Here is a 25,148-nt window from a genome sequence, read left to right as displayed (position 1 = left end):
CCTTTAATACATAATGATACGTTGTTAGTGTATTGTAACTTAATTCGCATCGTCAATGATAGTAATAATTATTTTCAATTGAACCTATTGACAATCTATTTGTAACACCTTAATATCAACCTTGTTAATTGAAAAACATTCTCAATATCTAGGGGGCTACATAATGAATTTCATCAAGCAAAAATCATTTGCATTATTTGTATTCGTGTTATCATTTACCCTTCTTTTAGGGGCATGTGGGAAATCAGATAACAAAGCTGAGCCTAAAAAAGAAGAAAAGAAAGAAATGATTACTGTAGAACATGCAATGGGTAAAACAGAAGTTCCTGCTAATCCAAAGCGTGTCGTTGTTTTAACAAATGAAGGAACAGAAGCTTTACTTACCCTTGGTGTAACACCAGTCGGTGCTGCTGAAGCACCTACCGGTAACCCATGGTATCCACATACGAAGGACAAACTGAAAAATGTAAAAACTGTCGGTACCGAGCTTCAACCCAATGTAGAAGCAATCGCTTCTTTAAAACCCGACTTAATCATTGGTAACAAACTGCGTCACGAAAAAATATACGAGCAATTAAAAGGTATTGCTCCTACTGTTTTCTCAGAAACACTACGCGGTGAATGGAAAGATAACTTCAAACTTTATGCAAAAACAGTAAATAAAGAAAAAGAAGGTCAAAAGGTACTAGCTGATTACGACAAACGTATAAAAGACTTAAAAGGTAAACTTGGAGATAAAGTAAATCAAGAAATTTCTATGGTGCGCTTTATGCCTGGTGATGTACGTATTTATCACGGAGATACATTCTCTGGTGTTATTTTAAAAGAACTTGGTTTCAAACGTCCTGGTGATCAAAATAAAAATGACTTTGCAGAACGTAATGTATCTAAAGAGCGCATTTCGGCAATGGATGGCGATATTATCTTCTACTTCACATATGATAAAGGTAATGAAAAGAAAGGTTCTGAATTAGAAAAAGAATATATCAACGATCCTCTATTCAAAAACTTAAATGCTTCCAAAAATGGCAAAGTATACAAAGTTGACGATGTCATTTGGAATACAGCTGGCGGTGTAATGGCTGCGAACTTGATGCTAGATGACATTGAAAAACGCTTTGTAAAATAAAGTGAAACTTCCATCAGTAGGAGCTCTTCATCCCTACTGATGGAAGGATAAAACATCTTATTGAAATGGTATAAATCGGTAGTTTCCATCTCTTAATTTATTACTTAGTAAAAAACAACTCTAGCATACAAGAGTTGTTTTTTATTTTGTATTCTTATGCGAAATATGTTATATTTAAAAAATATCCAAAAGAACAGTTCAGTATATCAGAAAAATTTATTTAGTTAAAATTTTCTGATTAGCGATTATTTTACATTCTTTTCGGACAAGAAAGAATACACTTGAAAACGCTTATTTTAAATTTTTCAAGGGAAAAATATGATAACGGAAACAGTTTTCACAGAATTTACAAAATTTTTTATTCTATTTCCATATAATTCTATTGACTTCTAAATATTTTGTAAATTAAAATGATTACATAAATATCCGTTGAACAAGATTAGGAGGAATGAAAATGGATGCAGCTTTAAAGTTAGACAAAGCTGAAGAACAACAATCACCAAAGAAACATCCTCCGGGATTATATTTGTTGTTCTTTACAGAAATGTGGGAAAGATTTAGCTACTATGGAATGCGCAGTCTTTTAGTTCTTTATTTAACAACTGCAGTTATTAGCGGAGGGCTAGGGTTTGACAAAGCAGCCGCTGTACAACTTTATGGTACATTTACAATGCTCGTATATTTCACGCCAATTATTGGTGGGTGGTTAACTGACCACTTTATCACAAAACGCCACGCAATTACTATTGGTGGTATCATTATGGCAATTGGTAACTTTGTTCTTTTCTCAATGAATACATCAACTGGACTTTATTTAGGATTAGGATTATTAATTATCGGTAATGGATTTTTCAAACCAAACATTTCAACTCTTGTAGGTTCACTTTACGGTGAACACGATAAACGCCGTGACTCGGCTTTCACAATCTTCTACATGGGTATTAACTTAGGCGCTTTAATTGCACCGTTACTTTGTGGTTTCTTGGCAGAAGATTTCTTTACATCAACTGTTAACGGCGTTATGGTAAAAGGATACAAATACGGCTTCTTAGTTGCTTGTATTGGTATGATTATTGGTCAAGTTCTCTTTAACTTACTAGCTAAACGTTATCTTGGTGATATCGGAACAACAGTTGTTGGTAAAAAATCAAAAGATAGCAATGCAAAAGTTATCGAGAAAAAACCTTTAACAAAACAAGAGAAAAACCGTACTTGGGCAATTATTATTTTAACTTGCTTCGTTGTCTTCTTCTGGGCAGGCTTCGAACAAGCAGGTAGTTCTTTAACTCTTTATACAGATAAATTCGTTGATCGCACTATTTTTGGATGGGAAATGCCAACTTCTTGGTTCCAATCTGTTAACCCATTGTTTATCGTTTTATTAGCACCAGTTGTTTCTGCGTTATGGGTAAAACTTTCTAAAACAAAAAATGGCGATTTAAAAATCCCAACAAAAATGGCACTTGGTATGATTCTATTAGGAATCGGTTACCTTGTATTAACATTAGCAGTTTTAAAAACAGGTAGTGATGAAGCTCATATTGCTGCAAAAGCGAACTTACTGTTCATTGTTATCACATATGTATTCCATACAATTGGTGAGCTATTCTTATCACCAATCGGTTTATCTATGGTAAGTGCAATCGCTCCTGTAAAGTTAGCTTCTTTATTAATGGGCGTATGGATGGCTGGTACTGGATGTGCAAACAAGCTAGCTGGTATCTTAGCAGCTTACACACAATCTTTAGGTTATTTAGAAGTATTCTCAAGCATTGGTATTATCGTTATTGTATTAGGTTTAATACTTCTTATGTTCTCTAAGAAAATTGCACATATGATGGAATAAATGTAAAAAGCGGAGAATTTTCTCCGCTTTTTTTAATGCTCTTCTAATGCAGTGATGTCTACTTGTACTGTGTCATGTGGTGTTTTTATATCGTGCACATTCGCAAGCCCATTTGTCTCATCACAGCTTTCAATCCAAACAGGCACACCGTGATATGTAACGTCAATTCTACTTGATGATGATAAAATTTGTTTTACTCGCTTTATATCCATAATCGTTCCCTCCTTATTCTTTTTTATATTGCCGTGTCTGAATGAATTTTATCCTCGCCTCTCTCTTTATTTCTCAACAATCTGGAGATAAAGTCTCACTATCTGCGAATAACGGGCGCATGCCAGCAGTTATCCCCCACCTGTCTTCTTTGCTCCCCTCTCCATCTTGAGATAGAAGTCTTACTGCGCGTTAATGCAGGATAAAAAAAATAGGTATGTACAAGTACATACCTATTTTTTGCATAATATTTCAATTTTAAGAAAATAATGTTTTTAAAATTTTATTTACTTTCTCATTGTGCACTTCATAATATACTTCTAAACCACGTCTTTCAAAACGGACAACTTTATTCTGCTTTAATTTTGTTAAATGTTGTGATACTGTAGATTGTGGAATTTCTAATACTTCCTGCAACTGTGTTACATTACAAATTCCACGCTGCACTAGTTCCATTACAAGACGAAGACGAAGCGGATGAGCTAGTGCTCGTAACATTTGTACATCTTCTTCTGAAATACGACAATCAAATTGATTTTGATACATATTTTCCCCTCATTTTTTCTACTTATTTTATATTTATACATGTTTTATTTTTATATTTCTTATTCGTTATTCCATTCTATATCCAATAACTTCCTATAATAAAAACCACATTCCTCCTTTATATAGAGAGAAAACTCTCTTTTGATGTTTGAATATTATACTATACGACTTAGAGAAAAAGCAAAGTATCTACAAGGCTGTTCATTGCTTTCAAAAATAAATTTCTCAACATTTTTGTTATATTTTTTGTATCCCCTCATGATTCTTATGTTTAATTAAGCACATCTCTGAAATGTATAGTAGAGAGCTAAAAATTATACAAGAATATATAAACAACAGATAACATATCCTATCCGTATACACTTTTTGCTGTATATTAATCCCTTTACTTCTCCTAATTTTTTCATGAAATGTAGCGGAATTTTTACAGTTACAGATTCTATGTAATAATTACGCTTTACCAAGTTGACAATAGTGATTAAGGGGACTATACTAAAAATGTAATTTGATTGTGAAATATTTCACATTTTTTGTGAATTTATTCACAAATTATATATAGGAGATGTCGCAATTATGAATACATGGACACAAATTTATGACCCATTACACAATATTTGGCTATCAGCACTTGTAGCCGCAATACCAATTTTATTTTTCGTATTATGTTTAACAATCTTTAAAATGAAAGGATACGTATCTGGATTTTATAGTGTTATTTTAGCTATCATTCTTTCTATATTTTTCTATAAAATGCCAGCAACTATGGCCGTATCCTCCGCTGCCTTCGGTGTAGCCGCTGGATTTTATCCAATTTGTACAATTGTTATCGCAGCAATTTTTCTTTACAAACTAACTGTAAAAACTGAACAATTTAACGTTATTCGCGATAGCATTTCTAGCATTACAAGCGACCCTCGTCTTCAAGTATTATTGATTGCTTATTCTTTCGGTGCTTTCTTAGAAGGTGCAGCAGGTTTTGGTGTACCAGTTGCTATTACAGCAGCATTACTTGTAGGTATGGGATTTGATCCATTAAAAGCAGCGGGTATATGTTTAGTTGCTAACATTGCCGGGGGCGCGATGGGTGCAATGGGTATTCCAATTACAGTACCTGCTCAATTAACACAACTTGACGCATTAACTGTTGGTCGTCATGCAGTTGGGATTTTACCATTTATTAGTTTCGTCTTACCATTCTTACTTGTTGCAATCGTTGATGGTTTCAAAGGAATTAAAGAAACTTGGCAAGGTATTATTGTAAGCGGCGGTTCTTTCGCTATTACTCAATTCGTTGTAACATATTTCCTTGGTGCAGAACTTACTGATATTTTCGCAGCTGTAGTCAGCATGATCGCATTAGCATTATTCTTACGTGTATGGCAACCAAAATCTTCAACAAAAGCAAAAGCAAATAAACAAGAAAAACATAGTTATACAATGAAACAAATTTTATACGCTTGGTCACCATTTGTATTCTTAACTGCATTTGTAACAATTTTTAATTTAAAAGCAGTAAAAGCCTTATTCCTTCCAAATGGTGCATTAAGTAGCTTAGTATGGAATCTTCAAGTACCTGGCCTGCACAATCACGTGATGAAAACAGCGCCAATCGTTAAAGCAAATACACCGTTTCCAGCAATCTTTAAGTTAGATGTATTCTCATCTACAACTACTGCGATTGTACTTGCAATTATCGTATCTTTACTTGTATTCCGTGTAAGCGGTAAGTTAATAAAAGAATTAACTATTGAAACATTAAAAGAGTTAAAAACACCAATTTTTACAATCTGTAGTGTAATTGCATTAGCATATGTAACAAACTATTCTGGTATGTCTTCAACTCTTGGATTAGCTCTATCATCTACTGGTGATGCATTCCCTATTCTTTCTCCAATCTTAGGTTGGATTGGCGTATTCTTAACTGGTTCTGTAGTATCAAGCGGCTCTCTATTTGCACCTCTTCAAGCTGTTACAGCCGCTCAATTAGATATCGTCCCTTCTACTCTCGTTGCCTTAAACGTAGTAGGCGGTACAATGGCAAAAATGGTATCACCACAATCAGTTGCTGTAGCTTGTGCGGCAGTTGGTATTGTTGGTAAAGAATCAGAGCTATTTAAAATGACAATGAAATATAGCTTAATCTTCTTATTCATTATTAGCTTACTTCAACTTAACGCAGTGTTTAATATTTTCTAATTTAAAAGGCTGATGACTCGTTCATCAGCCTTTTTCTTTCGTTTCCATTTTTTTAATCTCTACTCGCTTAATTTGATGAGTATCTTTTTCAAGGATCGTAAATGTCCATTCCCCAACAACAGTCACATCCCCCTCTGCCATTGGTTGTCCTTGCATCATTAACCATCCTCCAATTGTATCTACATCTTGTTCATTCAAATGTAAACCAAACAAATCATTAATTTCACTGACTAACACTTTTCCGTCAACGATTTTACAATCGTCACTAATATGTTGAATAGGCGGATGTTCATCTTCATCATATTCATCACGTATTTCTCCCACAATTTCTTCTAAAATATCTTCAAGCGTAACGAGTCCTGCTGTTCCACCGTATTCATCATATAAAATGGCCAGTGGAATCCGTTTTTTTTGCATACTTAACAGCAAATCATGTATAGGAATGTTTTCCATTACTTCAATAACCGGCCTTGTATATGCCATAATTGATTTTGCTTCTTGTTTTTCTCCATCCATGTAACGGATAAAGAAATCTTTCACATTCACCATTCCAAGCACTTCATCTTTATCTTCCCCAAATAATGGATATCTTGTATATTTTTCTTGCCGAATTATTTCAATATGGGTTTCAAATAAATCTTCCGCATATAATCCAACAATTTCTGTTCGCGGCACCATAATCTCTTTGGCAAGACGATTGTCAAATTCAAAAATATTATTTACATATTTAAACTCTGCTTGATTAATTTCTCCGCTTTCATAACTCTCTGATAAAATGAGGCGAAGTTCCTCCTCCGAATGCGCTACTTCATGTTCAGAAGCAGGTTTTAATCCAAATAAACTTGTTACAAAACGAGCTGCATGATTTAATGTCCAAATAAATGGATACATAATGCGATAAAAATATATCAGTGGCTTTGAAAACATCAGACTGACTTGCTCTGCTTTTTGGATTGCAAATGTTTTTGGTGCCAATTCTCCAACTACAACATGTAAAAAAGTAATAACAGCAAATGCAATAATAAAAGATACAGTATTAGCAATTGGAGGAGAGATTTGAAGTGTAATCAATACAGGCTCTAATACATGTTTTACGGTTGGTTCACCTAACCACCCCAGTCCTAGTGCTGTAATGGTAATCCCGAACTGACACGCTGACAAATACTCATCTAAATTAGAAGTTACTTTTTTCGCCGCTATTGCTCCCCGTTTTTTTTCTCCGACAAGTTGATCAATGCGGCTACTGCGTACTTTCACAATCGCAAATTCAATTGCAACAAAAAAGCCCGTCAACGTAATTAAAGCTGCAACTAGTATTAAATTCCCTATTTCCAAGTATCTCCCTTAGCTGTAGGCAGCTAAAGTTACACCTCCCGCAATGATAAGTTTAACTTTCTTTATTTTCTCTCATTTCCTCACAAGAAAACCTGTATAAATTTCACAAATTTTTATTTCTCATATAATTCAAGGGGCAAACCATCTGGATCTTGAAAAAATACAAAACGTTTTCCAGTTATCTCATCAATTCGAATGCTTCCAGTTTGTATACCGTGCTTCTGTAAATGCGATACAGCTTCTTCTATAGATGAAACAGAAAATGCTAAATGTCTTAATCCTGTTGCTTCGGGAAAGCTTATGCGCTTCGGAGGGGTAGGAAATGAAAATAATTCAATTTGATATGTATTCCCAACACACAAATCCAGCTTATATGATTCTCTCTCTTCTCGATATACTTCACGTAAAATTTGAAAACCAAGTACTTCTGTATAGAATTTTTTTGATGCTTCATAATTGGAACAAATAATGGCAACATGGTGAACAGCAGTAATATTCATCTTCTCTTTCCCTTTCTTGTATATTCTCCATTGAAATGAAAAACCTATATACAAAGTCACCTATAAAGAGGGTTACTATGAAATTTTTCACATTTGGTCTCGGACCCATTGTCGTTTTTTTCTTGCTTTTATAGCAAGTAATAATAGAAAGCACATTAAGTTCAAACCAATTATTATCATGCTTATTATACAATTAATTTTAACGTTCCTACTATTAAATACACAGGTTGGCCTCATCCTCATTACAGCAATTTCAAATTTATTTAATGAGTTATTAAAGTATGCCGCGGTAGGTGTAAACTTTGTATTTGGTGGCTTATTAAACAAAGGTGAAATGTCTTTCTTTTTAAGTGTTTTACTGCCAATTGTATTTATCTCTGTCTTAATTGGTATCTTACAACACTTTAAAATTTTACCATTCATCATTCGCTGAATTGGTTTTTTCCTTAGTAAAATAAATGGTCTTGGTAAATTAGAATTCTAATTGGAATTATTTCAGGAGTAGTAAAAGATTTACATGAAGAACAAGGAAATGTCGTTGCTAGATTCGGTTTGAAACTCCTATACGGAGCAACATTAGTAAGCATTCTATCTGCGACTATTGTTAGTATTATGATTTAAATTAAATCTTTTTTCCTTTATTTTTTGTATACAATCATTCTTAAACAGATGCCTTTTTTATAAGGCATCTGTTTTTCGTGCAAGAACTTTTCATACAATATAAACATCTTTATAATACAATATATTTCATATATTTCATATATTTCATTTTTATGTCATTTAAAAATTTTTAATGAAAACTAATTGTATTTATGTACAATAGAAAGTGTGTCTTTTTTAAAATTATAAGAAAATATATGAATTGATTGTTTAAAGGAGAAATATTAATGAAACCTGATTTAGAAGCGCTAAATAGAGCATTACAAAAAAAACGCTCTAAGAAAAAACGTATACTATGGTTTGTTCTCATTCCTTTATTCCTCTTGATTATTGGAGGAGGCAGCTATTTCTTCCATATATATAATAAAGCACAAGCTGTTGCTAATGGTGCTTACTCAGAATTAGGACGCGGCGATAAATCGGACAAGCGCGAAAAAGCAGTAAAACCGATGACTGATAATATTTCAATCCTAATTATGGGTGTTGATGAAAGTGATACACGAACAAAAGAATACGGAACTGCAACTCGTACAGATGCATTGTTACTTGCAACTATTAATAAAAACGATAAATCCGTGAAATTATTAAGCATTCCTCGTGATTCTCGCGTATATATTCCATCAGAAAAGAAAGAAGATAAGATTACACATGCACACGTATTTGGTGGCGTTGATAGCACAATTAATACAGTAGAACGTTTTCTAGATGTTCCTGTTGATTATTATGTAAAATTTAACTTTAAATCCTTTATAAAAATTGTTGATTCTCTTGGTGGTATTGATGTAGATGTACCAGTTACCTTTACTGAACAAGACAGTAAAGACCAGCAAGGTGCTATCCACCTTGAAAAAGGTCGCCAACACTTAAACGGCGAACAAGCTCTTGCACTAGCAAGAACGCGTCATATTGACAGCGACTATATGCGCGGTCAACGTCAACAACTTGTTTTAGAAGCAATTGCTCAAAAAGCATTATCTGTGAATTCAATTAACAAACTTGGTGACTTACTTGATGCAGTCGATCATGATATAAAAACAAACTTAACTTTCGACGATATGATGGCAATTACAAAAAACTCAATGGACTCCCGCTTAAAGATTGATAAATTGCAAGTAAAAGGCCAGGATAAATATATTGATGGTAAATACTTTTATGTCCCTGAAGAAAAGAGTGTTCAAGATATTACGAAGGAACTACAAGGCCATCTTGGTGTTACAGGTAAATTAGATCATAAGAAATTATAAAAAAACAGCTGTTGTAATACAACAGCTGTTTTTTTATGTGCTTATCTTTCCCCTATAAAACTTATACTTCATGAGACAATTCAAAGAAAACTTCTCTCACTATTCATAGGCAATAAAACCTTCACATCACGAAGCAAAGAAGACAGATTAGAAAGAAAACTCCCACTAGTGGAATTTTCACTTTACTCTGCTGCATAAACTTTCTAGTTATAGGTAATTATATTACAAAAATGTAACGTTTTTTATCAAAATATTACACATGTAATAAAATTAATAGTATACTAGTGTATAAGAATCACTGCTTTTATCATTTATACATTAGAAATATACATATTAATAATCTAAAAAATTTTCTTTTCGGAGGGAAATAAATGAAATTACGCAATTTGATTATTGGTTCTGCGATTGCTGGTGGAATCATTCTTTGTGGTGGTGGTGTTAGCGCTTATCAATATGTGTCCAAATTAAATCAGCAGTTAGATACCTACGTTTTACCCCACACAACATTTGAAGGTATTTCCATAGATAGGAAAAAGAAAGCAGACGTTCAAAAAATAATTCAACAAAAAATTGATGAGTTAAATAAAAAATCTGTGAATTATGCCTTACAGGATGACAAACATACATATACTTGGCAAGAATTAGGGGTTGAATATAACGGTACAGATGTTGCAGATAAAATTTTTAAAGAACAAAAGGGCAATATTTCTAGTCGTTATAAAATGAGAAAACAAGCTGAAACAGGTGAATTAAAACGCGACTATAAGTTAGAGCCTTCTATAAACGCAGCAAAATATGATGCATTTATTAAGGAAAAATATAATGATTCCTTAGTAGAACCTATTAATGCCGACTTATCTATTTCTGGAACAACAATTAATATTAGCGAAAGTAAAGATGGTGAAAAAGTTGATAAAGAGAAGTTAAAATCCCTCACAACAGAAGCCATTACGACAAATAAACAAGATATCCAAGTTCCAATTACAGCCTTGAAACCCGAGCGCTCAACAGAAGATGTAAAAAATATGGGGATTCAAGAAGTAATCGCTGAATACTCTACCCCACTGGCTGGACGAAACTCAAGTCAAACTTTTAATGTAGAACGCGCTGCCGATACATTAACGGGAGTATTTGTTGCACCCGATGAGACATTTAGTTTTAATGGTCGTGTTGGCATAACAGATGCAGCACATGGCTATAAATCAGCAGGTATATATGTAAACGGAAAAGTAGAACAAAGTGCTGGGGGTGGTGTTTGCCAATTAAGCAGTACATTATATGGCGCCGTATTACGCGCTGATTTAGGAGTTGTAGCTCGAAGTAATCATTCTTTACCAGTCCATTACTTACCTCTTGGTCAAGATGCAGCAGTTGCTGACTACGGTCCTGACTTGAAATTTAAAAATAATACTGGTAAATATATTTATATTCAAGCATTCACGAGTGGCAGTAGTGTAACTGCTCGTATTTTCGGTACAAATACAGGAAAAAATGTAGAGGTTTCTTCGAAAGTTATAAGTGAAACTGACAAAAATATTGTGGCTGTAACATATAAAAAAGTAACACAAAATGGGCAAGTGCTCTCGAGCGGTCAGATTTCAAAAAGCACATACAAAAAGGCGGGATGATTCACGCCTTTTTGTTTTGTAATATAGAAACAAAAGTACCGATATGCGCTTTTGCTTCTTCTATTGTCCACATACGATTTCCATATCGTTCAGCTTCTTGCCTTACTTTCTCCCAATCTTCTTTTTTGTGTATTTGAGCAAATTCTTGTAATAATTTTTCCTGCGTTTCTTGTTCTTCCTGTTCTTTAAATTGTTGCATAAGATTAGTCATTTCTTCTTCATATATACTTAATGTACAATACGCTCTAAGAAAATATTGAAATGTTGAATACATAAATTCCCCGCCTTTCTTATTTCTCAGAAGGATAAGAAGTAATAATTTTAAAACCAAGCTGACTCCCTTTATCTCTTTGCAACACAGTTACTGTATTACGAAGTCCATCTTTTACGCGCATATCCTTTTTTAATACCGTTTTTCCAACTGCAAAGTTATGCTTCGTATTCAATACAAGACGATTTTCCTTCGATTCTTTCAACCATTTTTCAATTTCTTTTTCATGCTGCTTTAAGCTATCCTTTACCGCCTTTGTTGCTGTTTCTTTATCATAATATGTACTTGCGGCAGATACATTATCTGTACGTAATCGTTCTTTCAACTGCTCATCTGTTTTGCCAACGTGACGTTCTAGCGTATGACCATTTTTGGGCGGTCCTTCCATTTCATCTAAAATCTTATCACTAACGTTTACAACTGATGCTGCATTATTTTCTTTCGGCTTAGTCTGACTTGAACATCCGCTTAATACAAGTATCATCATAAGCATGATGCTTATCATAACATTCCCTAATCTTTTCATCGTATCACCTCTTTCATGATTATTGTATTATCTTTAGAAAAAGTCAATTTTATCGTACCTATTGTTATTTCCTAGTAATTCTTTCTATAAAAATATGACTTTTTCTTCAAATAAATCTATGATTTCCCACAATTCTATTGTCCTAATATAAAAACTATGATGTAATGCTATATAAATCAATTTTAATTTTTCAGCATATAAGTCGCTTCTATGCCCGGCCAGATGCTCTTGTCTTCTCCAAAAAGAAAGGGGGTTTTATGTCAGTTTTTTAACTTGTATATAAAAAAAGCAAAGGAAAACTAATTTATATGGCAGAAACGATTCATTCTTTTCTTATAGAGCATCAAACAATGGCAATTCCGCTTAGCATCTTATTCAATATTCTTATTAGCCTAGCAGCTATTATTCCTAGTGTTTTTTTGACTGCTATTAACATTTCATTATTTGGGATAACAACAGGAACACTCATCTCAATTGCTGGAGAAGTATTAGGAGCTATTATCTCATTTTATTTATACCGGCTTGGCTTTCAAAACATTGCTCAAAAAAATATAGATAAATACCCAAAAGTAAGGAAACTTCTTTATGTACAAGGAAAAGAAGCATTCTTTCTCGTTTTATCGTTTCGCCTCATACCATTTATTCCGTCTGGAATCGTAACACTATTTGCAGCCCTCGGAACGATGTCCATTCTGACTTTTAGCATCGCTAGTACTCTTGGGAAAATACCGGCTCTACTTATTGAAGTGTATTCTACTTACCAAGTTATAAACGGAACAAGTGAAGCAAAATGGATTATAACAATTGCTGGTTGCGCGGGCTTATTTTATTTGTGGAAAACATGGAAGAAAAAATGAAAAAAGGAGCATATGCTCCTTTTTCATTATATAAAGGGGAGTGGAACCTAGTTCACACCAACTGCATCATAAGACTGCTTCACAGCTGCCACTTCTGCAGAATTTGCACCGTATAAATCAGCTGCTGCTTGTACCAATCCAGCACGAGCTTGACTAAATGTTGTAGATTCAGTGAAATATTGTGTATTTGCACGATAGTAGATTGCACCTACTTTATCTTTGCCAATACCATTTACCGTTACACCATAATGTGTACCACCATTTGCCAATAAGTAAGCAGCTTTATTAATAATACTACTGTTTGTATGCACGCCGCCGTTATCGTCCGTTCCTGTATAGCGTTTAGAATAATGATCTGGGTCACCATATTTTGTTGGATCACTCATAGAGCGAAGCGCATCCCCAGCTGTACCAGGCGTATAAATATCTTCACCAATTTCCCAATCTGGGTTACGGTTATCAGCGTATTCTATTAATGTTCCAAAAATATCAGAGACTGCTTCATTTAATGCACCAGACTCATCTTGATAAACAAGGTTTGAACTATATTCTGTAACGGCATGTGTTAATTCATGCCCAACAACATCTAACCCACCAGATAATGGAACAAATGTATATCCATCTCCATCACCATACACCATTTGTGAACCATTCCAGAAAGCATTATTATAACCGCTCTTATAATGAACTGTTGATTTTAACGGTGCACCAGCATCGTTATAAGAGTTGCGATTAAACGTGTTTTTGTAATAGTCATATGTTACACCTGCATAATAATGTGCATCCACTGCCGCTGCATCACGGCTAGCATTAAAGATATTATCCACATCTGCCCATAATGTTCCTGGAAGAGTAGTGCGATTTTTTCCATCATAAGTGTAAATTGCCGCACCGCGTGTATTATCTTGTAAATAATAGCTAGATCCAGATAATGTTGTATTAATAGATTTTGTATCTCCTAATACTCCTTTACCTGTTCCAACTTTATTTGTTCCTGTTACAAGTTTAATCGGTGTCTTATTCGTAGCATTAGCACTATGAATTGTATTGTATTTATTCAGTACTTTACCACTATCAGCTTCAACGAAATAATAATAGTTTCCTGGCTCTGGATCTAAGAAGTTCAACTTCACAACATATGCATATGTTGTTTCCTCGCCATTTTGATATACAAATAAGTCCGCTGACGGCTCTGCTTCATATTTTGGATTCAGCCCCAAATCTTTTTGTGCAGCTGCAATTGCTTGTTTTCCGTCAATTTTATTTTTATTTTTTAGCTTCTCTTTCTTATCTAAATCAGGCGCAACAGTTCCTGATACAACTTTTAATACACCATCTTTCCCAATATGAGCTACTTGAGTAGAACCCCACACTGGTACACCTTCATACACTTGCTGTAAGCGTACAACTGTTGCTTCTCCTACAGGATCTTTTACAACTTGTTGCACTTTAAAAGATTCTTCTGCACTTTTTTCGCCTAGTTTATAATCTTTTTTCGCAGCGTTTAAATAATCAAATACAACAGATTCTGCTTTTTTCCCAGACGTACCTGTTAAATCACCTGCTACAAACTCTGGAGACTGGACAGTCTCATTGTATTTCTTTGTAGAAAGTACGTTCTTTGAATCTGCAAACGCAGAGCTTGTCCCCCCGAACGTTGTCACTGCCATTCCCGCTGCTAACACAAACGCTAAACTCTTTTTCTTCATCATTCTTTTCCCCCTAACAAAAATTTTTTAAAGAGTAGATTTATAGTAGCATTAAGTTTTCACTATTAAAATACTGAAAATTAAAAAAATTTTTTTCTCAAGTTTTGTAGAATTTTGACGAACAATTATTTAGCCCTCCTGTTTATCAGGACAGAGGGTTTTGCTGTTATTCTATACTCACATTAACTTGATTCCAATATGATAAACGAGCTGCAATCTTAATATTTAAATATTTTTATTTCTCAAGTTTTGTAGAATTTTGACGAACAATTTAAAAACAGGAATAAAAAAACTGACTCAAAAGGCCGTTTTTTAACGACATTTCGAGTCAGTCTCATTCCCAATGGTCACCTTACATATTTATTGTTTCAACTGTATTAGTAGCTTGTCCAAAAACATCTGGTTTATAAGCATATTGCGTATCAGCCATTACAACTAATGCCACCATTGTTAAAACCATACCTATTACTACTTTTTTCATCCTTATCCCTCCCGTATCGTTTCGAGCGCTTCAATTGCTAACTTATAATAATGATTGCTTTCTGTAAATTGCAAAGAATTCGTGAAATATTCAGCGAGTTCTATATATACTTTCTTTAATTCTTGTATATTTCCTGCATTTTTAAAAAAAGGTATTGCTTCTGTTTCTAAAAATACTTTATATACACTTGGCTCTGTAAAATACTTATAACGAAGCATAAGGAGTAAATACAACTTCGTATTACATCTTTCATCTCTCTTAGCAGAAATAATCCCCTTCTCAATCCACTCTTTTGCTTCTTCTAATTGTTCAAGGTGGATACATTGAAGGGCCATCTCATACAACGTCTCGACGTAGTTCACATCTTCATCTCTTTGATATTGTAAACTTTCTACATAATATTTTTTGGCTTCTTCATACTTTTTCATTTTATAATGTACATTGCCAATATTACTTAATACCATTGCCAGCAATACATCCTTATCAGAAAAAGCGTCTACTTCTCGTAGTATACTCTCATAAATTTTTAACGCTTCATCATACTGTCTTCTTTCAATATAGCTCAACCCAACAATGACTTGACAATTAATCACATTTCGAAATTTATATTCATTTCGAAATCCTTCCATGGCAATATTAGCAAAATGAAGTGCCATATATGGAATTTCCAAATGAGTATATGCAACCGCTAAATTATAATAAATTCCAGTCTCATAATAATTTTGTTCTTTTGCCATTAACTCTGTTTGAATTAGAAACCGTAATCCCTCTTGCCATTTATGCTGTAGGCAATAGCATAAAGCCTGACTATACTGATATAGCAGCTGCTGAAATGGAGAATATTTTTTATAAACCTTTTTTAGTTTCTCCAACTCCTCTTTAAGGGCTGGTATATTTCTCTTCATAATTAAATATCGTGTATATAACAACTTATAATAATTTACAATCTCAAAATCAACAATTTGTTGCATCTCTACTTCTAGTTCTTTATATAACTCTTCAACTTTATATTTATCTAAGTGAACTAGTGCTTTTAACCACTCCTCTAACTTTTCTTTCACCTCAGCTTCAATATCTCTTAAATCCGAAACTGCAATCTCTAATCTCGTACATAATAACTGCAATATTTCTTCTGAGGCCTCAATTTTTCCATTTTCAATTTTACTTAAATATGAGACGGAACAAATGCCTTGACAAAGTTCTTCTTGTGTCATTTTTTGTTGGAGTCGTTTGTAAAAAATTTGCTTACCCATTTTTTCTAGATTTTGTTGCATAGTCCCCTCCTCCATTCTAAGTTATCCCCTAGTACTTTAATAATACATAAATTTTACCAAAATATAAATTGATAAATAAAAATATTCCGAAGGATTTTTTATTTTTAATTTATAACATTTATGATATGTATAGTTTTTAGCAAAAAACTTCAAAAAAGAGGTATACTATAACCAAAATATGGAGGTGTTTATGTTATGGGACATTATAAAGACGATAGCTACGCCTTACACACAGACTTATATCAAATGAATATGGCCTATACATATTGGAAGGATAATATTCATAATCGCCGGGCAGTATTCGATTTATACTTTCGTAAGCTGCCTTTTGAAAATGGTTATGCTATTTTTGCAGGGCTCGAAAAGATTATAGAGTATGTGGAGAACTTTCGGTTTACAGAAAGTGATATTGCTTATCTCAAAGAGCTGCAATTTGAAGAAGATTTTTTACATTACTTACAAAATATGAAGTTTACTGGCTCCATTCGCAGTATGCAGGAAGGCGAGGTTGTCTTTCATAACGAACCCCTTTTGCGTATAGAAGCACCACTTGGAGAAGCACAAATTATTGAAACCGCACTTTTAAATATTGTGAACTACCAAACATTAATTGCTACAAAAGCTGCACGGATGAAGCATGCAGCTGGTGATGATGAACTTCTTGAATTCGGAACACGCCGTGCTCATGAATTTGATGCAGCACTTTGGGGAACAAGAGCAGCATTCATCGGCGGTTTTTCTTCAACAAGTAATGTTCGAGCTGGAAAACGATTTGGTATTCCTGTTGCTGGTACACATGCTCATTCATTTGTACAAGCGTATCGCGATGAGTATGTAGCCTTCAAAAAATATGCGGAAACACATGAAAAATGCGTTTTTCTCGTTGATACATACGACACATTAAAATCTGGTGTACCAAATGCGATCCGCGTCGCAAAAGAATTTGGTGATCACATTAACTTTTATGGCATCCGCCTTGATAGCGGAGATATGGCGTACTTATCTAAAGAAGCGCGTAAAATGTTAGATGCAGCTGGATTTACCAATACAAAAATTATTGCTTCGAGCGACTTGGATGAATACACGATTTTACATTTAAAATCGCAAGGAGCCAAAATTGACGTATGGGGTGTTGGAACAAAACTAATCACATCGTTTGAACAGCCAGCATTAGGCGCTGTTTATAAATTAGTTTGTATCGAAGATGAAAACGGTACACTAAACGACACAATTAAAATTTCGTCCAATCCTGAAAAAATTACAACACCAGGATTAAAGCGTATCTATCGTATTATCAATCGTATCAATCAGCATGCAGAAGGCGATTATATTGCATTAGAAACAGAAGAACCGCAGCAAGAAGAGCGTTTAAAAATGTTCCACCCTGTTCATACGTATATTAGTAAATTTGTCACGAACTTTGAAGCCAAAGAGCTGCATCATGATATATTTGTGAACGGGCAGCTCACATACGAATTACCTGACATCCTTCATATTCAGCGCCATGCACAAAGCAGCTTATCATGCTTATGGGAAGAGTATAAACGGACGCTTAATCCAGAAGAGTATCCTGTCGATTTAAGCCAAGCGTGCTGGGATCATAAAATGAATTATATTCAAACAGTGAGAGAGCAAATTGCAAATTCTATGAAAAAATAAGGAGAGAAGCCTTCGCTTCTCTCCTTTTACAATTCTTTTACCCGTAATACACGCATCGCATTTAACACAGCCAGCAAAGTTACCCCAACATCTGAAAAAACTGCTTCCCACATCGTTGCAATGCCGAATGCCCCTAATAAAAGAACAACTCCTTTTATCCCTAAGGCGAAGATGATGTTTTGCCATACGATACTACGCGTGCGTTTCGCAATTTGAATAGCCGCTCCTATTTTCGAAGGTTCATCTGTCATAATGACAATGTCGGCTGCTTCAATTGCTGCATCTGATCCTAAACCACCCATCGCAATCCCAATATCCGCTCTTGCTAATACAGGTGTATCGTTAATACCGTCTCCAACAAACGCAATTTTTTCTTTCGGATGTTTCGTCGCATCAATTTTCTCAATTTCTTCTACTTTTTGCTGCGGCAACAGTTCTGCATGGACTTCGTCAATCCCCAGTTGTTTCCCAACTGCTTCTCCGACTGATTTTGCATCGCCGGTTAACATAACGGTTCTTTTTACACCAAGTTGTTTTAACGATTGAATTGCTTGCTTAGCATCCTCTTTGATTTCATCAGAAATGACAATGTATCCAGCATACATACCATCTACAGCTACGTGTACAAGTGTTCCAACAGTTTGCGGTTGTTGGAATGGAATATTTTCTTTTCTCATTAACTTTGCGTTTCCAGCAAAGATCTCTTTTCCGTTCACTTTCACAACTGTGCCGTGACCAGAAATTTCATTATACTCTTCAATTATATGCTCATTGATTACTTTTCCATATGCAGCTCGAATGGACTGCGCGATTGGATGATTCGAATATACCTCTGCAAATGCTGCATACTGTAACAATTCTTCTTTCGTCACAAATTCGCTTGGCTGCATATCTGTTACTTTAAAGACACCTTTTGTTAACGTACCTGTTTTATCAAATACGATATGTTTTACATCATTTAATGCTTCTAAATAGTTACTGCCCTTTACTAAAATTCCGCTCTTAGATGCTGCGCCAATACCTCCGAAGAACCCAAGTGGAATCGAAACAACCAATGCACAAGGACAAGAGATAACAAGAAAGACGAGCGCTCTATAAATCCAATCTGAGAACGTTGCCCCCTCTATAATAAGCGGTGGAACAAAAGCTAATACTGCAGCTGTAACGACGACAGCTGGTGTATAATAACGAGCAAACTTCGTAATAAAGTTTTCTGTCGGTGCTTTACGACTACTTGCATTTTGCACTAAATCTAAAATTTTTGAAACAGTAGATTCACCGTACTCTTTCGTTACTTCAATTGTTAATACACCATTTTGATTAACAAAACCGCTCAATACATCACTGCCGACCTCTACTTCACGAGGTACAGATTCTCCTGTTAGCGCCGATGTATCTACCATTGATGTTCCTTCGATTACTTTACCGTCTAATGGTACTTTTTCACCCGGTTTAACGATAATGAAATCACCAATTTGTACATCTTCTGGCGACACTTGTTTCGTTTCATTTCCTAGCTTTAAGTTTGCATAATCAGGTCGAATATCCATTAATGAACTAATCGACTTACGGGAACGATTTACCGCAATGCTTTGGAACAGTTCACCTACTTGATAAAAGAGCATTACCGCAACAGCTTCTGAATAGTTTTGAGTCCCAAAAGCACCAAGTGTCGCAATCGCCATTAAGAAATTTTCATCAAACACTTGCCCGCGTACAATATTCTTTACAGCACGTAAAACTATATCGCCGCCTATAATCATATAAGCAATCACGAAAAGTGGAATTGTGATCATTTGCGGTAATGAAGCTAGTGCAGCAATAGCAGTTAAAATCGCCCCAATCGATAACCGCCAAATCATTTTTTTCGTATTCGCTTCTCCGTGATCATGACTATGATGATGTTCTGTTTGCTCTTTCTCACGCACTACGTTCACTTCGGGTTCTAATTTCTGCACGACTTCTTTTATATGTGCAACAGTTGTCTCTAACTCTTGTTTATTTGCGATTTCTACTCTTAATTTTTTAGAAACAAAATCAACAGATGCCGATGTAACTGCAGGCATTTCGCCTACTTTTGTTTCAATTTTCATCGCGCAGTTTGCACAATCCAAACCTTCTAGTATAAATGTTTCTTTTGCCGCTCTCGTTTTTTGTTCTTCTTTCACATGAATATGCGGTTCTAATTTATTTACAAGTTGCGTTACTTCCTTGACAACATGTTCTTCGTTTTGTTTCGCTGTTTCTACCGTCATCGTTTTCGTGACGAAGTTAACAGAACACGATGATACATCCTCTAATTCTCCTACACCTTTTTCAATTTTCATCGCACAGTTTGCGCAGTCTAATCCGTCTAACACAAGTTTCCGTTTTACCAATGCTTCCCCCATTTTTCTCCCTCCTTGTGCTGCTTCTATTTTTCCTCGTTTACGTGCTCAAATGCTTGCTCGAAAATATGAATAACGTGGTGATCTGCAAGTGAATAGTACACTACTTTTCCCTCTTTACGATTTTTAACAAGCTTTGCTTGCTTTAATACACGTAGTTGGTGGGAAATAGACGACTGCGTCATTCCGAGTAAATATGCTAAATCACATACGCACATTTCTGCCTCAAATAAGGCGTGTAAAATACGTGTGCGCGTACGATCTCCTAATACTTTAAATAACTCTGCTACTTGACTTAAGCTATCATCCTGTGGAATCGTTTGTTGTACTTTTTCTACAACTTCTTGATGAATGACATTTTGTAAACACGTTTCTTCATTTGTTTCTACTTTTTGTTCCGTCACAATAGCTCACCTCTTCACTTGAACATATGAGTAATTGTTCATATATTTTATATTTTTATTATATGAGTGATTGTTCATATGTGTCAATCATTTCCGCTTTTATTTTTTGAACATTATGTAAAAAACGGAGAAAGCATTATGAAAAATAAAGTGAAACTTCCATCAGTGGAGAGTTTTTTTCATCTCCCACTGATGGTTAGTTGAACCAATCGGGCTTTTACGAGCAGTTATCCCCCACCTATCTTCCTCGTTTCTCTCTGAATCTTGAGGTGGGGGTCTTACTGCCCGTTAATGCGGGATAAACGAAACCTAAAGTGGACTTTTGCGCATTCGGTATGTCGAACATTGCCAAAGGATCTTTATATTATGTCGAATCGCCGATATATATTAAAGAACGGTCGATATATTAATGACATGTAAGAAGGAGCTGACTCAAAAGGCATCTATCTCTCTTTTGAATCAGCTCCTTCTTTATTTTATATGTTGATTTTCTATCCAAAAGAAAAACTATGCGTTTTTCCTTTTATTTACGTTTAACCGCATCGACAATCAACGAAACAAAACCAAGTTGTCCATCTTGATTGCGATGATCGAAACGTTTTGAGCGATAAATAAGGCCGTCTTTTTCATTCCAGTCATTATAATGAAACGCTCCGTTTTCATCACAATGCTCCAGTAATTTCACTTCAAAACCAGCCTCTTCAAACATCGAAGTCATCGTTTTATAATTATGAACAATTTTATGACTCGCTGCCGGATGATCTAATGGACCTGGTCCGCCGACTTGTACGCCTGCTTGATAATCTTCATCTGGGAAAAATGCATCTGGTACGGCACAGCGAAGATGACCACCCGGCTGTAAAAATTCATAACAAATTTTTGCTGCTTCTCTTCCTTCTTCATATGTTAAATGCTCCCACACATGCTCTGCTAAGATTGCTGCTATAGAGTTTGGAGCAAATTTTTTCACCCAATCTTCTCTTTTTAATAAATTTAGTTCATTTTCTTGTGTATGTAACCACCCTGGATTGTTATTATATCCTTCTGCACCAACTACAACTTTTACTCCCTCTTCCACAACCATTATTATCCCTCTTTTCCATATTTCGACATATACATTTCTATGAGGTTTCCTAGAATCCCTTCAAAAACATAAAAAAACCTTATGCGCTCCCCAACGCATAAGGCTTTCTTCCCTTTAATTTGCTTGTTTTAAATGATCTTGCGAACTTTTATCTTGTTGCAGGTGGCTGTGTTTCTTAGAGTATACGAAGTATACGATAACTCCTAGTACAAGCCAAGCACCGAAGTATAACCATGTTGTAAGCGGTAAGTTTACCATTAAGAACAGACAACATGCGATTGAAATAATCGGTAATACTGGTACAAGCGGTACCATAAAGCCACGTTGTAATTTCGGATGTGTTTTACGAAGGATCAGTACAGAAACACCTACCATCGCAAATGTTAATAATGCTCCAATATTCGCTAAGTTTGACAATTCTTTTAAATCGACAAATCCGGCAATTAAAGCACTTCCGATACCTGTTAACCATGTTGAAAATACCGGCGCTTCTGTTTTTTGGTTAATTTTCGCAAATGATTTTGGAAGTAAACCATCACGGCTCATCGCAAAGAATACACGTGTTGTCGCGTAAATATAAGCAAAAATTACGGCCATAATCCCAATTACTGCACCAATTGCGATAACACCTGCTACTTTATCTTGCCCAACAACTTCTAATACATAAGACATCGCTTCTGGTACATTTAATTCTTTGTATGACACCATTCCTGTCATAACAAGACAAACTGCAATATAAATAACTGTACAAATAGCAAGCGATGCAATAATACCAATCGGTAAATCACGCTGTGGATTTTTTACTTCTTCAGCTGAAGTTGCTAATGCATCAAATCCTAAGAAAGCAAAGAATACTGCAGCTCCTCCGGCAAAAATCCCACTTATACCATACGGTGCAAATGGCGTCCAGTTTACTGGTTTTACATAGAATACACCCACTGCAATAAACAATACAACAATACTAATTTTAATTAATACCATTGCATTATTAACACGTTTACTTTCTTTCGTACCGCGAGATAGTAACCATGTTAATACTAACGTAATACAAATCGCTGGAAGGTTCACAATTCCGCCGTGAGCTGGAATCGTTAACAGTTGTTTCGGAATTTCTAATCCCAATCCGCTTACTAAATTATTAAAGTAACCCGTCCACCCGCCGGCTACCGCTGCTGTTGTTAAAACATAAACTGACAATAATGTCCATCCCATTAAATGGGCAACAAATTCTCCAATTGTTGCATATGCATACGTATATACACTACCTGATACAGGAAGTGCTGTGGCAACTTCTGCATAACATAATGCTGCAAAGCCACAAACAATTGCTGCAATCATAAACGAGAAAATAACAGCTGGACCAGCATCTCTTGCTGCTACTAATCCAGTTAATACAAGTACTCCTGTACCGATAATCGCTCCAATTCCTAACATCGTTAAGTCAAATGCCCCTAATGTTTTTGTCAAAGTTTTACTTTGACTTTGGCTTAACAATTGTGTCACGGATTTCTTTTTAAATAAGTTGGCCACGACTCTTGCCCCCTTCTAGTTAAAAAGAGCTAAGAGGCACTTCTCTTAGCTCTCATCTTGTTGTATGAAAATATTGTTCGATATTTAGATTAGCAAGATACTGCTTCTGCTTCTAATAATTCTTTTGCTGCTTTATATTCTACACCATGTGCTTCTGCAACAGCTTCGAATGTTACATAGCCTTCTAATGCGTTAATGCCTTTTAATAATGCAGTGTTTTCTAAGGAAGCTTTTTTGTAGCCTTTGTTTGCGATTTGTACTGCATATGGTACTGTAACATTTGTTAATGCAAGTGTAGATGTACGTGGAACCGCACCAGGCATGTTTGCAACTGCATAGTGAACTACGCCGTGTTTTTCATAAGTTGGGTTGTCATGTGTTGTAATACGGTCAGTTGTTTCGAAAATACCACCTTGGTCGATTGCGATATCAACTACAACAGAACCTGGCTCCATAGACTTGATCATTTCTTCTGTTACAAGTTTTGGTGCTTTTGCTCCTGGAATTAATACTGCACCGATTACAAGATCAGACTCTTTTACAGCTTGTGCAATATTGTAAGGATTAGACATTAAAGTTGTCACTTGGTTACCGAAAATATCATCTAATTGACGAAGACGATCTGCGCTTAAGTCGATAACTGTTACGTCAGCACCTAAACCAACTGCAATTTTAGCAGCATTTGTACCAGCTTGTCCACCACCGATAATTGTTACTTTACCGCGTTTTACGCCTGGAACGCCTGCTAATAAAATACCTTTTCCACCTTTATTTTTCTCAAGGAATTGTGCACCAAGTTGTGCTGCCATACGACCTGCAACTTCACTCATAGGCGCTAATAATGGTAGAGAACGATTTTCTAATTGAACTGTTTCGTAAGCGATTGCTGCTACTTTATTTTCAATTAACGCTTTTGTTAATTCTGGTTCTGGAGCTAAGTGTAAGTAAGTGAATAAGATTAGGCCTTCACGGAAATATTTATATTCGCTTGCAATTGGCTCTTTAACTTTCATTACCATTTCCATAGCCCAAGCTTCTTCAGCTGTTTCTACGATTTTTGCTCCTGCTTCTACATATTGCTCATCAGGAAAACCTGATCCTAATCCTGCACCCTTTTGAATGAATACTTCGTGATTGTTACGAATTAAATGTACAACACCCGCTGGTGTCATAGCTACACGGTTTTCGTTATTTTTAATTTCTGCTGGTACCCCAATACGCATAATGAAATGCCCCCTTATAATTAACAGAAAAAAGTAATTCTTTCTTCTTTTTGTAATAGTTAATAACTTATGAACTTATTCTAGCATAACTTCCAATCTATGAAAACGCTATCATATAAAAAAATAAAAGTTTTTATATTTGAAATAGTGTAAATAATGTAAATTAATTTTATTAGGAAATAGATGCTCTTTTTCTTTTTCACCGTTCTATATTTATTATTTTCAGAAAGTTTTTTAACAAATAAATATTATACAAAAATTCGTCAATAATTTCTATAAACTCCTACTTAACGACTTACAAAACTTTTGCAACCTGTTGAATATTTGTTTATCGATATAATTTATGAAGATGGACCATTCCATTTTAATTTTCCAACATATAAGCCGCTGCTATGTAGAACAAAATATGACCGCTACTTGCTTTCTCCTTTTGTTTTAAAACCTTGCAT

At 35.0% G+C, this 25,148-nt stretch carries 22 protein-coding genes and 1 pseudogene; 9 read left to right on the top strand and 14 right to left on the bottom strand.

Translation table 11 applies throughout. The features are described 5' to 3' along the window. Positions 1-163 precede the first annotated feature (163 nt). Positions 164-1,129, top strand: a complete 966-nt coding sequence (locus tag WAZ07_RS19150) for an ABC transporter substrate-binding protein (RefSeq protein ID WP_336473702.1) — start codon at positions 164-166, stop codon at positions 1,127-1,129. Positions 1,130-1,583: 454 nt separating this feature from the next. Further along, entirely contained in the window at positions 1,584-2,975 is a 1,392-nt protein-coding gene (locus WAZ07_RS19145; RefSeq protein WP_336473701.1) for a peptide MFS transporter, read from the top strand. 32 nt (positions 2,976-3,007) lie between these two features. Here WAZ07_RS19145 and WAZ07_RS19140 read toward each other — a convergent pair whose 3' ends face one another. After that, positions 3,008-3,187 (bottom strand): acid-soluble spore protein H, encoded by a 180-nt coding sequence (locus tag WAZ07_RS19140; RefSeq protein ID WP_336473700.1) that lies wholly within the window; start codon positions 3,185-3,187, stop codon positions 3,008-3,010. A gap of 256 nt (positions 3,188-3,443) precedes the next feature. Further along, positions 3,444-3,731: an ArsR/SmtB family transcription factor gene (locus WAZ07_RS19135; protein WP_090917559.1), complete on the bottom strand. Its 288-nt coding sequence runs from the start codon at positions 3,729-3,731 to the stop codon at positions 3,444-3,446. 573 nt (positions 3,732-4,304) lie between these two features. Here WAZ07_RS19135 and WAZ07_RS19130 point away from each other — a divergent pair. Beyond that, complete coding sequence (locus WAZ07_RS19130) at positions 4,305-5,927, top strand: lactate permease LctP family transporter (RefSeq protein ID WP_336473699.1); 1,623 nt, start codon at positions 4,305-4,307, stop codon at positions 5,925-5,927. Positions 5,928-5,951: 24 nt separating this feature from the next. On the opposite strand, the gene WAZ07_RS19125 is transcribed toward WAZ07_RS19130, so the two are convergent. After that, a complete protein-coding gene (locus WAZ07_RS19125; RefSeq protein ID WP_336473698.1) occupies positions 5,952-7,262 on the bottom strand; it encodes a hemolysin family protein in 1,311 nt (436 codons plus the stop codon). A 113-nt stretch (positions 7,263-7,375) separates the two neighbouring features. Then, positions 7,376-7,762, bottom strand: coding sequence for an SMU1112c/YaeR family gloxylase I-like metalloprotein (gene gloA2, locus WAZ07_RS19120; protein WP_336473697.1), 387 nt, complete (start codon positions 7,760-7,762; stop codon positions 7,376-7,378). An 82-nt stretch (positions 7,763-7,844) separates the two neighbouring features. Here gloA2 and WAZ07_RS19115 point away from each other — a divergent pair. The 4 genes and pseudogenes from WAZ07_RS19115 to WAZ07_RS19100 form a co-directional block, all read left to right on the top strand. Next, a pseudogene (locus tag WAZ07_RS19115) lies at positions 7,845-8,192 on the top strand (Na+ dependent nucleoside transporter N-terminal domain-containing protein); the annotation flags it as partial. Positions 8,193-8,233: 41 nt separating this feature from the next. Then, entirely contained in the window at positions 8,234-8,383 is a 150-nt protein-coding gene (locus WAZ07_RS19110) for a nucleoside transporter C-terminal domain-containing protein (protein WP_413788921.1), read from the top strand. Between the two features lie 266 nt (positions 8,384-8,649). Beyond that, positions 8,650-9,666 (top strand): LCP family glycopolymer transferase, encoded by a 1,017-nt coding sequence (locus tag WAZ07_RS19105; RefSeq protein ID WP_090917567.1) that lies wholly within the window; start codon positions 8,650-8,652, stop codon positions 9,664-9,666. Between the two features lie 371 nt (positions 9,667-10,037). After that, on the top strand, positions 10,038-11,294 hold the full coding sequence (locus WAZ07_RS19100; RefSeq protein WP_336473696.1) for a VanW family protein: 1,257 nt from the start codon (positions 10,038-10,040) through the stop codon (positions 11,292-11,294). A 1-nt stretch (position 11,295) separates the two neighbouring features. Here WAZ07_RS19100 and WAZ07_RS19095 read toward each other — a convergent pair whose 3' ends face one another. Both WAZ07_RS19095 and WAZ07_RS19090 read right to left on the bottom strand, forming a co-directional pair. Beyond that, positions 11,296-11,568, bottom strand: a complete 273-nt coding sequence (locus WAZ07_RS19095; RefSeq protein ID WP_336473695.1) for a hypothetical protein — start codon at positions 11,566-11,568, stop codon at positions 11,296-11,298. Positions 11,569-11,584: 16 nt separating this feature from the next. Next, entirely contained in the window at positions 11,585-12,091 is a 507-nt protein-coding gene (locus WAZ07_RS19090) for an RNase A-like domain-containing lipoprotein (protein WP_336473694.1), read from the bottom strand. A gap of 308 nt (positions 12,092-12,399) precedes the next feature. Here WAZ07_RS19090 and WAZ07_RS19085 point away from each other — a divergent pair, with 308 nt between their 5' ends. Then, positions 12,400-12,948: a TVP38/TMEM64 family protein gene (locus tag WAZ07_RS19085; protein WP_336473693.1), complete on the top strand. Its 549-nt coding sequence runs from the start codon at positions 12,400-12,402 to the stop codon at positions 12,946-12,948. Positions 12,949-12,995: 47 nt separating this feature from the next. Here WAZ07_RS19085 and WAZ07_RS19080 read toward each other — a convergent pair whose 3' ends face one another. From WAZ07_RS19080 to WAZ07_RS19070, 3 genes are all read right to left on the bottom strand, one after another. After that, a complete protein-coding gene (locus WAZ07_RS19080; RefSeq protein ID WP_336473756.1) occupies positions 12,996-14,657 on the bottom strand; it encodes a M4 family metallopeptidase in 1,662 nt (553 codons plus the stop codon). Between the two features lie 352 nt (positions 14,658-15,009). After that, positions 15,010-15,138, bottom strand: a complete 129-nt coding sequence (locus WAZ07_RS19075) for an NprX family peptide pheromone (protein WP_336473692.1) — start codon at positions 15,136-15,138, stop codon at positions 15,010-15,012. A gap of 2 nt (positions 15,139-15,140) precedes the next feature. Continuing rightward, positions 15,141-16,412 carry a helix-turn-helix transcriptional regulator gene (locus WAZ07_RS19070; protein WP_336473691.1) on the bottom strand — a complete coding sequence of 424 codons (1,272 nt, stop codon included), beginning with the start codon at positions 16,410-16,412 and terminating at the stop codon, positions 15,141-15,143. Positions 16,413-16,607: 195 nt separating this feature from the next. Here WAZ07_RS19070 and WAZ07_RS19065 point away from each other — a divergent pair, with 195 nt between their 5' ends. After that, positions 16,608-18,071 carry a nicotinate phosphoribosyltransferase gene (locus WAZ07_RS19065; RefSeq protein ID WP_336473690.1) on the top strand — a complete coding sequence of 488 codons (1,464 nt, stop codon included), beginning with the start codon at positions 16,608-16,610 and terminating at the stop codon, positions 18,069-18,071. Positions 18,072-18,097: 26 nt separating this feature from the next. Here the strand turns inward: WAZ07_RS19065 and WAZ07_RS19060 are convergent, their stop codons facing one another. The 5 genes from WAZ07_RS19060 to ald form a co-directional block, all read right to left on the bottom strand. Then, entirely contained in the window at positions 18,098-20,461 is a 2,364-nt protein-coding gene (locus WAZ07_RS19060) for a heavy metal translocating P-type ATPase (RefSeq protein ID WP_336473689.1), read from the bottom strand. A 23-nt stretch (positions 20,462-20,484) separates the two neighbouring features. After that, on the bottom strand, positions 20,485-20,862 hold the full coding sequence (locus WAZ07_RS19055) for an ArsR/SmtB family transcription factor (protein WP_020061255.1): 378 nt from the start codon (positions 20,860-20,862) through the stop codon (positions 20,485-20,487). 523 nt (positions 20,863-21,385) lie between these two features. Then, positions 21,386-21,946 carry a class I SAM-dependent methyltransferase gene (locus WAZ07_RS19050; RefSeq protein ID WP_336473688.1) on the bottom strand — a complete coding sequence of 187 codons (561 nt, stop codon included), beginning with the start codon at positions 21,944-21,946 and terminating at the stop codon, positions 21,386-21,388. 114 nt (positions 21,947-22,060) lie between these two features. Beyond that, positions 22,061-23,476, bottom strand: coding sequence for an amino acid permease (locus WAZ07_RS19045; RefSeq protein WP_336473687.1), 1,416 nt, complete (start codon positions 23,474-23,476; stop codon positions 22,061-22,063). Positions 23,477-23,565: 89 nt separating this feature from the next. Further along, entirely contained in the window at positions 23,566-24,699 is a 1,134-nt protein-coding gene (gene ald / locus WAZ07_RS19040) for an alanine dehydrogenase (protein ID WP_336473686.1), read from the bottom strand. Between the last annotated feature and the right edge of the window lie 449 nt (positions 24,700-25,148).

Origin of the sequence: Bacillus bruguierae, assembly GCF_037104725.1 — a bacterium.
Lineage (GTDB): Bacteria > Bacillota > Bacilli > Bacillales > Bacillaceae_G > Bacillus_A > Bacillus_A bruguierae.
The sequence above is the reverse complement of the archived record's forward strand: the minus strand, read 5'-3'. Positions and strand labels throughout refer to the sequence as shown.

What these genes read in the sequence shown, in the direction of transcription:
- WAZ07_RS19150 (WP_336473702.1), top strand. Translation starts at nt 164, where the DNA reads ATGAATTTCATCAAGCAAAAATCATTTGCATTATTTGTATTCGTGTTA.
- WAZ07_RS19145 (WP_336473701.1), top strand. Translation starts at nt 1,584, where the DNA reads ATGGATGCAGCTTTAAAGTTAGACAAAGCTGAAGAACAACAATCACCA.
- WAZ07_RS19140 (WP_336473700.1), bottom strand. Translation starts at nt 3,187, where the DNA reads ATGGATATAAAGCGAGTAAAACAAATTTTATCATCATCAAGTAGAATT.
- WAZ07_RS19135 (WP_090917559.1), bottom strand. Translation starts at nt 3,731, where the DNA reads ATGTATCAAAATCAATTTGATTGTCGTATTTCAGAAGAAGATGTACAA.
- WAZ07_RS19130 (WP_336473699.1), top strand. Translation starts at nt 4,305, where the DNA reads ATGAATACATGGACACAAATTTATGACCCATTACACAATATTTGGCTA.
- gloA2 (WP_336473697.1), bottom strand. Translation starts at nt 7,762, where the DNA reads ATGAATATTACTGCTGTTCACCATGTTGCCATTATTTGTTCCAATTAT.
- WAZ07_RS19105 (WP_090917567.1), top strand. Translation starts at nt 8,650, where the DNA reads ATGAAACCTGATTTAGAAGCGCTAAATAGAGCATTACAAAAAAAACGC.
- WAZ07_RS19100 (WP_336473696.1), top strand. Translation starts at nt 10,038, where the DNA reads ATGAAATTACGCAATTTGATTATTGGTTCTGCGATTGCTGGTGGAATC.
- WAZ07_RS19095 (WP_336473695.1), bottom strand. Translation starts at nt 11,568, where the DNA reads ATGTATTCAACATTTCAATATTTTCTTAGAGCGTATTGTACATTAAGT.
- WAZ07_RS19090 (WP_336473694.1), bottom strand. Translation starts at nt 12,091, where the DNA reads ATGAAAAGATTAGGGAATGTTATGATAAGCATCATGCTTATGATGATA.
- WAZ07_RS19085 (WP_336473693.1), top strand. Translation starts at nt 12,400, where the DNA reads ATGGCAGAAACGATTCATTCTTTTCTTATAGAGCATCAAACAATGGCA.
- WAZ07_RS19080 (WP_336473756.1), bottom strand. Translation starts at nt 14,657, where the DNA reads ATGAAGAAAAAGAGTTTAGCGTTTGTGTTAGCAGCGGGAATGGCAGTG.
- WAZ07_RS19075 (WP_336473692.1), bottom strand. Translation starts at nt 15,138, where the DNA reads ATGAAAAAAGTAGTAATAGGTATGGTTTTAACAATGGTGGCATTAGTT.
- WAZ07_RS19070 (WP_336473691.1), bottom strand. Translation starts at nt 16,412, where the DNA reads ATGCAACAAAATCTAGAAAAAATGGGTAAGCAAATTTTTTACAAACGA.
- WAZ07_RS19065 (WP_336473690.1), top strand. Translation starts at nt 16,608, where the DNA reads ATGGGACATTATAAAGACGATAGCTACGCCTTACACACAGACTTATAT.
- WAZ07_RS19060 (WP_336473689.1), bottom strand. Translation starts at nt 20,461, where the DNA reads ATGGGGGAAGCATTGGTAAAACGGAAACTTGTGTTAGACGGATTAGAC.
- WAZ07_RS19050 (WP_336473688.1), bottom strand. Translation starts at nt 21,946, where the DNA reads ATGGTTGTGGAAGAGGGAGTAAAAGTTGTAGTTGGTGCAGAAGGATAT.
- ald (WP_336473686.1), bottom strand. Translation starts at nt 24,699, where the DNA reads ATGCGTATTGGGGTACCAGCAGAAATTAAAAATAACGAAAACCGTGTA.